We start from the raw sequence: 6,558 nt of genomic DNA, 5'->3' as shown, positions 1-6,558 counted from the left end.
GCCGAGCGGGAGGAGCGTCCGGGGGAAGTACACCTTCGTCACGAGCGGCAGGTTCGACAGGAGGCTGAGGCTCGCGAGGCTCAGTGCAGATGCGAAGTACTGCATCGGCAGAACGCCGGCGACAACGAGGCTCGGGTACGGAGTGCTGCCCGCTGGGAAGTTCGCGAACTTCCCGAAGACGATTACGTAGACGAGGGCGGTGAACGCCGGGACGAGGAGCGCCCAGGCGATGCCGAGAAACGTCTGCTTGTAGCGGACTGCGACGTCTCGCCAGACGAGCGTCCAGAGAAGCTCGCGATAGTGCCAGAGCTCGCCGATGTCGAGCCGCGGGATCCGGCTCGCCGGCCGGATGACCGCCACCCGGCCCGCTGCCTCGAGATCGACCACGTCACCCGGCCTCTGGGAGGGCAGGAGCGCGGGCTCTGCTTCTACGGCACGTGACGTCGTGCGCTCCTCCTCGAGCGCGGCCTCGGTCCGATTCACCCCGGGATGCTACCCGGGAGGACGGAAGGCGCCCTCCACACCGGGAAACTCACGGGCCCTGCACCAGCACTCCCGGCTGCTCGTCCGTGAGCGCGAGACCGGCGAGCGTCGCCATCGGGACGAGCGTCGGTCGAGCGGCCCGGTACAGGACGAGCGTGTACGTCGGCTTCCGCTCGACGGCGACGACCCGAAAGCCCTCGAGCGGCCGCGGAGCGCTCACGCTCGGCGGCTCGACGCGGCCGGCCGAGTAGCCGCCCTCCGTCGCCAGCCCGACCGCGGCGATCTCCTCGACCCGCGCACCGTTCGGGTCGGGCTCCCGCAGGCCGGACAGGTACGGACGCCAGAGCGTCCGGCTCATGTACGGCGTGACGACGATCGCACGGTCGCCCTCGGTCGTCCGCAGTGCGGCGGCCGCGCCGCGCCAATCCGTGCGGCCGTACGTCGTGTCGATCGCGGGCGCCAGCGCGACCGCGGCCGAGACGACGCACAGCGCCGTCGCCGCCGCAAGCCCGAGCCTTCCGGTCGCATAGCCGGCCCCGACGCACACCGCCGCCGGAACGACCGCGCCGATCGTGTTTCGCGCGATCAGGAAGTCGACGCCGACGAGCGCGAGCAGGACGGGCGCCACGACCATCGCGAGGGCGACTGAGCCGGCGGCGATCGCTCCGAGCCGCTCGCGTGGACCCGCGCGCGCCACCAGGACGATCCCGACCAGGAGCAGCAGCGCCGCGAGCGCGCTCCCGAGCGCCTCGGCGGGAAAGCTGTAGCCGACGACGAGGTTCTTCGGGATCCCCGCGATCCTCGAGACGAGCGACGAGCCGGAGACGGCCTCGCCGTTCCCCCGCTGCGCGAGAACGAGCGGCACGTGCGCGAGGACCACGGCGGACGGAACGAGCATCGCCAGAACGACAGGGCGAGAGGCGCGGAGGCGGACGAGCAGCCACACGGCCTCCGCCCCGACGAGGAACAGCGCGAAGTAGTGCGTCGCGATCGCGAGCGCCGCGAACGCGGCCCAGCACGCCAGCCACCGCGCGTCGCCGCGAAGCGCGAGACCGAACGCGAGCACCGTCGCGGCGGCGAACAGCGACAGGAGGGCGTACGAGCGCGCTTCCTGCGCGTACCAGACGAGGAACGGGTTGACCGCGACGAGGCCGGCCGCGACGAGACCAGCACGCCGCGAGGCCAGCACGGCGCCGGCGCCGTAGGCGACGGGGATCGTGGCGGTTCCCGCGAGCGCCGAGAGCGAGCGGATCCCGACCTCGCCGAGCCCGAAGACGGATCCCCAGAGCCACGCCACGACGTAGTAGACGAACGGCGTCGCCTCCGTCCGGGGGATCTCGTGGAGCACGTCTCCGAGGCCCCGGTCGAGCAGCGAGACCGTCACGAGCTCGTCGAGCCAGAAGCTCTGCCGGTCGAGCGTGGGAAACCGGAGCGCGGCACCCAGAGCAGTCAGAGCCAGGACGGCGAGGAGCGGCGACCGCGCGCGTGTCACTCCGTCGACCGCACGGGACTGCGCTCCCCGGCCAGCGCACCGACCGCCGTGACGATGAACACCGGGTAGAGGGGGAGCGCGAACTCGGGCGCGAGGCCCTGTGAGGCGGCGTGGATGAGGAGGACCGCCAGGGCCGCCCCCCAGAGCACGAGGATCGTCCGCCAGTCCCGTGGCCTGCGCCAGACGAGCGCGACGAGGCCGACCGCGAGCCAGAGCGGCGGGCGCGGAAACCGCGGCGTGATCCGGTTGAGGATCCCCGTCACCCACGCTTTGCCGGCCCGGGATGGCAGCTCCGCATCCCAGGCGCGCACCTGCGAGACGATCTCGCGGTAGCGCTTCTGCTGCGCCGGGTCGTGCCAGACGAGCGACGGATTCCTGAGCGCGCACGAGTCGATGTAGTCCGACGCGCACCACACGAAGCCGTAGGGCACGGCGTCGACGAGAACGTGCGCCTGCGGGTTCGGGAGGACGACGCCCTCGCTCTCGAACGTCGGCGGCGGCGCCTCGGGTGCCGTCTGCTCGCGGGGAGCGACGCCCTCCCGGATCGGTCGCTGCATCAGAAACTCCCAGAAGACGTCGGCCACGCCGCGCGCATACGTCCCCGGGTGCTCGCGGATCGCCTCGACCGCGGAGTCGAAGATCACGCCGTAGTTGTCGTTCCGTCCGAAGTACCGGTCGGATAGCGCGATGAGCCGGACCGTCTCGTAGTTCGTCCCGTTCTGCAAGTACGCGTCGAGGGGGACGCGGAGACCGGCGAACGGCTCTTCGGTCAGCACGTGGTCCTGGATGAGGCCCGCGAGCCGCCGCGACGCCGGGCCGTTCTCGGGCGTGATCGTCCTGTCGTCGAGCCACACGCGCAGGAACGGCACCCAGGCCCGGCCGCCCCGCGCGACGGTGAGGTCGTCGTAGCGGGCGTCGTTGTGCACGGCCCAGCCCGCGAGTGGCAGCGCCGCGGCGGCGAGGCACGCGGCCACCCACGTGAGCCGGCGGCGCCACGATGCCGCGGCGAGCAGCGGCACGAGCACGGCCGGGAGCAGCACCTGGTTCGCCGGGCGGATCAGGATCAGCACCGCGATCCCGGCGCCGAGCGCGACGAAGCCGCCCGTCGTGGGACGCCGAAGCGCCCGCGCGAGGACGAGCGCCCACACGGCGAGCCCCGTCGCGAACACCGCGTCGCTCGAGGCCTGGTGGTAGAGGGTCGCCCAGCCCGGATACACGAGAAGCAGCCCCGCCGTCGCCAGGGCAGGCACCCGCCCGAACGTCAGCGCCGTCGCGGTCCACGCGACGACCGACACCGCGAAGAGGACTCCGAAGGCGACCTCGAGCGTGAATGTCCCGCCGAGGTCGAGCGGGAGGCCGACCGCGAGCGGAGTCAACGGCGTGCGAAAGAGCTGCACCTGCGAGAGCGGCGGCTCGGAGTCCAGCAGCTGGAGGTAGTAGACGAGGTAGTCCCAGGTGTCGCGTCCCTTCGCCATCGGCCAGCCGAGGGCCTGGAACCAGAAGACCACGAGCGCAACGGCGAAGAGGAGGACGGCGGCGCGCCTCGTGGAGACGAACGCGAGTAGCCGGGCGACGTGCCCGCTCACGAGCGAAGGCTTCCGACGAGCCGGCGGACGCGCGCCGCGGGGCTCCGCTCGAGCCTTGCGAGCCGCGCCTCGAGCTCGTCGATGCGTGCGCCGAAGGAGGAGCCGAGATCCGTCTCACCGAGCACGGTGTACTCGGCCGCGAACTGCGCCGCCTCCTCGAGCGGCGTGCGCGGCGCATCGGCGACGCGGGACGGCCCGCCGGGAGCGCCGAAGCCGAGCGCGCGCAGACGGTCGCGCAGGCGGGTGTCGACCGAGTACGTCCCGTCGGCGAGCCCCGCCTCGAGCGTCGCGTCGTCGACGACGAGCGGAGCGTAGAAGTCGTCGAGGCGGTCGGCACGGTACGCCTCGTATGCCTCTGCCATGTGCCCGGGGATCCCCTTCTCGGCGTTCCGCTCGAGCGCGACGAACTGCGTCACGTATTTCCGCCGGCAGTGCTCGTACGAGCGGACCGGGAAGTGGAGGATCTCGATCGGATACCAGCCGCGCAGCGCGACGAGGTCGTGCGCGAGGGCCTCGTGGTTGCCACGTCCGATGCGGACGTCCGGCCGGGCCCGGTGCGCGGACTTGAAGTGCGTGCTGAGCGGGTGCGGATGAAAGCTCGGAGCGCTGAGCCGCGCGGTCATGCGCTCCGCGAAGAACCGTCCGTCGTCCGGCCGCGGCACGAAGTTCCGCCACGCGCCGCGAACCGCGCCGAACCGTCCGGAAACGGCTCCGAACAGCTCCTTGAGGCTCGCGCCGTGCGCATGCCAGAACTCGTCCGCGTCGGCGTTGATCACCCAGTCCGCCGCGAAGTCGGCCGCCGCGAGGCGCGCCATCCGCGTCACCCACTCGCTCTGGCGCAGGTCGTCGCCGGGCTCCCGAATCAGGTGGAGCACGCCCTCGCGCGCATAGCGCTCGAGGATCTCGGTGGTCGCGTCCTCGGAGCGGTTGTCAGTCGCGACGACGAAGTCGACGCCCGCGTCGAGGTGGTACGCGATCTGCGCGTCGACGATGTCGGCCTCGTCGCGGACGAGGAGGGTCATGACCAGCTTCATGCCGTCGTGGAGGTTAGTCCGGCGCCCGGGCGATCCATTCCGGGCCGAGCGCGTAGCGGTGGACACCGCGCCGCAGGCTCCGGCGCATTCCCAGCAGCGGAAGCTGCGAGCGGTACGCCTGGATCGCACGCCACTTGGCGAGCCGGTCGCGCAGCCGCGTGTGAGCCACCTCGAACGCGCCGGCGGCGGTCGCCTCGGCCAGCCACTCGGGCACCTCCGGCGCGGCGTCCGTGCGGCGCGTGTACGGCTGCTCGGCGTAGAGCGCGAGCTTGGTGTCCGACTCGAAGCCGGATACCAGCCGCCGGACGAGCCAGTCGTGGTCGGGGTGGGTGAGCGGGTAGCCGGGAACGAGGACGAGGTCGGCACCGTGGAGAGCGTCTGCGACCGCCCGGCGCACGTCCTCGTCGTCGCCGTGCCGTTCGTAGTCGACGCTTCCGAACGGGAGCCACACCGGCGTCGCTCCGAGGAGCGCGCACGCTCGGCCGTCCTCCTCGCGCCGCGCGCGGGCGGACTCGCCCTCCGTCGCGAAACCGCCGCGCCGGTCCCAGCCTCCGGCGGGCGCGTCCGAATCCGGGTCGCAGCCCAGCACGGTGAGGAGCTCGACGGACGCCCCCGCGCGGCTCCAGGTGACGATCGAGGCGCCGAGCGAGAGCACGCCGTCGTCGAGGTGCGGCGAGACGACGACGACGCGCTGCGAGTCGGTCACCAGAGGTTCGAGCACGGCCACGGCGCCCTATGATCGCGGCCTTGACGGAGGCCGCACGTTGAACCCGCACCGCTACGTCCCACAGGCTCTCCGGAGACGGCTCCGACCGCTGCGCGCGGCCTACGTCGACTGGCGCCGCCGCCGCCCACCGTCACTCGGAGACCTCCGGCGCGTGACGCCAATCGACCCCAACTGGGGGTTCGAGCGCGGCACGCCGATCGACCGCGTCTACGTCGAGGAGTTCGTCGGCGGCCACGCTGCGGAGATCCGCGGTCGCGTGCTCGAGATCGCGGCGCCCGACTACACCACGCGCTTCGGCCGCGACGTCGAGCGGATCGACATCCTGATGGCGACCGAGGGCAACCCGCAGGCGACGATCGTCGGTGACCTCGTCGATGCGCCGCAGATCCCGAGCGACGCGTTCGACTGCGCGATCGTCACGCAGACGCTCCAGTTCGTCTACGACGTGCGGGCTGCGCTGGCGACCCTGCACTGCATCCTCGCTCCGGGCGGGGTGCTGCTCGCCACGGTGCCCGGGCTCACCAAGATCTCGCCGCCGGAGGACGAGGAGTACGGCGAGTGGTGGCACTTCACGGCCCGTTCCGCGCAGCGGCTCGCGGAGGAGGTCTTCGGCGCGGGGAACGTCGAGGTCCGCTCGTTCGGGAACGTGCTGAGCGCGACCGGCTTCCTGTACGGGCTCGCCGCCTCCGACCTCACGGGCGACGAGCTTGCCGCGCACGACCGACTCTACGCGGTGATCGTCGGCGACCTGACCGACGCGCCCCAGATCCCGAGCGACGCGTTCGACTGCGCGATCGTCACGCAGACGCTCCAGTTCGTCTACGACATCCGCGCCGCCCTCGCGACGCTGCACCGGACCCTCGCGCCAGGCGGAGTGCTGCTCGCGACGGTGCCCGGGATCACGAAGATCTCACCGCCGGAGGACGAGGAGTACGGCGAGTGGTGGCACTTCACCGCCCGCTCGGCGCAGCGCCTCGCCGAGGAGGCCTTCGGCGCGGGGAACGTCGAGGCGCGGTCCTACGGCAACGTGCTGAGCGCGACGGGGTTCCTCTACGGGCTCGCGGCGTCGGACCTGAAGGCCGAGGAGCTCGCCGCGCACGACCGACTGTACGAGGTGATCGTCGGCGTGCGGGCGGTCAAGCGCCCCGGCTAGCGGCCGCCCGCGGCCGACCGGCAGCCGTTACGACGCCGAATCGCTCCGGAAGACCCGCCGGGTGGTGCGCGTGAGCTTCCGGT

Annotated in this window: 6 protein-coding genes; 1 reads left to right on the top strand and 5 read right to left on the bottom strand. The window is 72.3% G+C overall.

Annotated features, from left to right (window positions below; all coding sequences use genetic code 11):
- The 5 genes from VNM44_RS04045 to VNM44_RS04025 form a co-directional block, all read right to left on the bottom strand.
- Nucleotides 1–483: ABC transporter permease (locus tag VNM44_RS04045; protein WP_414652953.1), on the bottom strand; the 483-nt coding region annotated here is incomplete at its 3' end.
- A gap of 49 nt (nt 484–532) precedes the next feature.
- A complete protein-coding gene (locus tag VNM44_RS04040) occupies nt 533–1,975 on the bottom strand; it encodes a glycosyltransferase family 39 protein (RefSeq protein ID WP_325622894.1) in 1,443 nt (480 codons plus the stop codon).
- Complete coding sequence (locus VNM44_RS04035) at nt 1,972–3,561, bottom strand: glycosyltransferase family 39 protein (protein WP_325622892.1); 1,590 nt, start codon at nt 3,559–3,561, stop codon at nt 1,972–1,974. Before VNM44_RS04035 ends, VNM44_RS04040 begins: the two co-directional genes overlap by 4 nt.
- The gene (locus tag VNM44_RS04030; protein WP_325622890.1) at nt 3,558–4,595 is read right to left on the bottom strand and encodes a glycosyltransferase family 2 protein; all 1,038 of its coding nucleotides are present in this window, start codon (nt 4,593–4,595) and stop codon (nt 3,558–3,560) included. The genes VNM44_RS04035 and VNM44_RS04030 overlap by 4 nt, the downstream gene beginning before the upstream one ends.
- 13 nt (nt 4,596–4,608) lie before the next feature.
- A complete protein-coding gene (locus VNM44_RS04025) occupies nt 4,609–5,322 on the bottom strand; it encodes a PIG-L family deacetylase (RefSeq protein ID WP_325622888.1) in 714 nt (237 codons plus the stop codon).
- Between the two features lie 151 nt (nt 5,323–5,473).
- On the opposite strand from VNM44_RS04025, the gene VNM44_RS04020 reads away from it, so the two are divergent.
- Complete coding sequence (locus VNM44_RS04020) at nt 5,474–6,475, top strand: methyltransferase domain-containing protein (RefSeq protein WP_325622886.1); 1,002 nt, start codon at nt 5,474–5,476, stop codon at nt 6,473–6,475.
- The last annotated feature ends 83 nt before the right edge of the window (nt 6,476–6,558 follow it).

Source organism: Gaiella sp., from assembly GCF_035558935.1.
In the GTDB taxonomy this organism is placed as follows: Bacteria; Actinomycetota; Thermoleophilia; order Gaiellales; family Gaiellaceae; genus Gaiella.
This window is presented reverse-complemented; position numbering and strand designations above follow the sequence as displayed.

Coding starts and splice junctions, on each gene's coding strand:
- VNM44_RS04030 (WP_325622890.1), bottom strand. CDS start 4,595: ATGAAGCTGGTCATGACCCTCCTCGTCCGCGACGAGGCCGACATCGTC.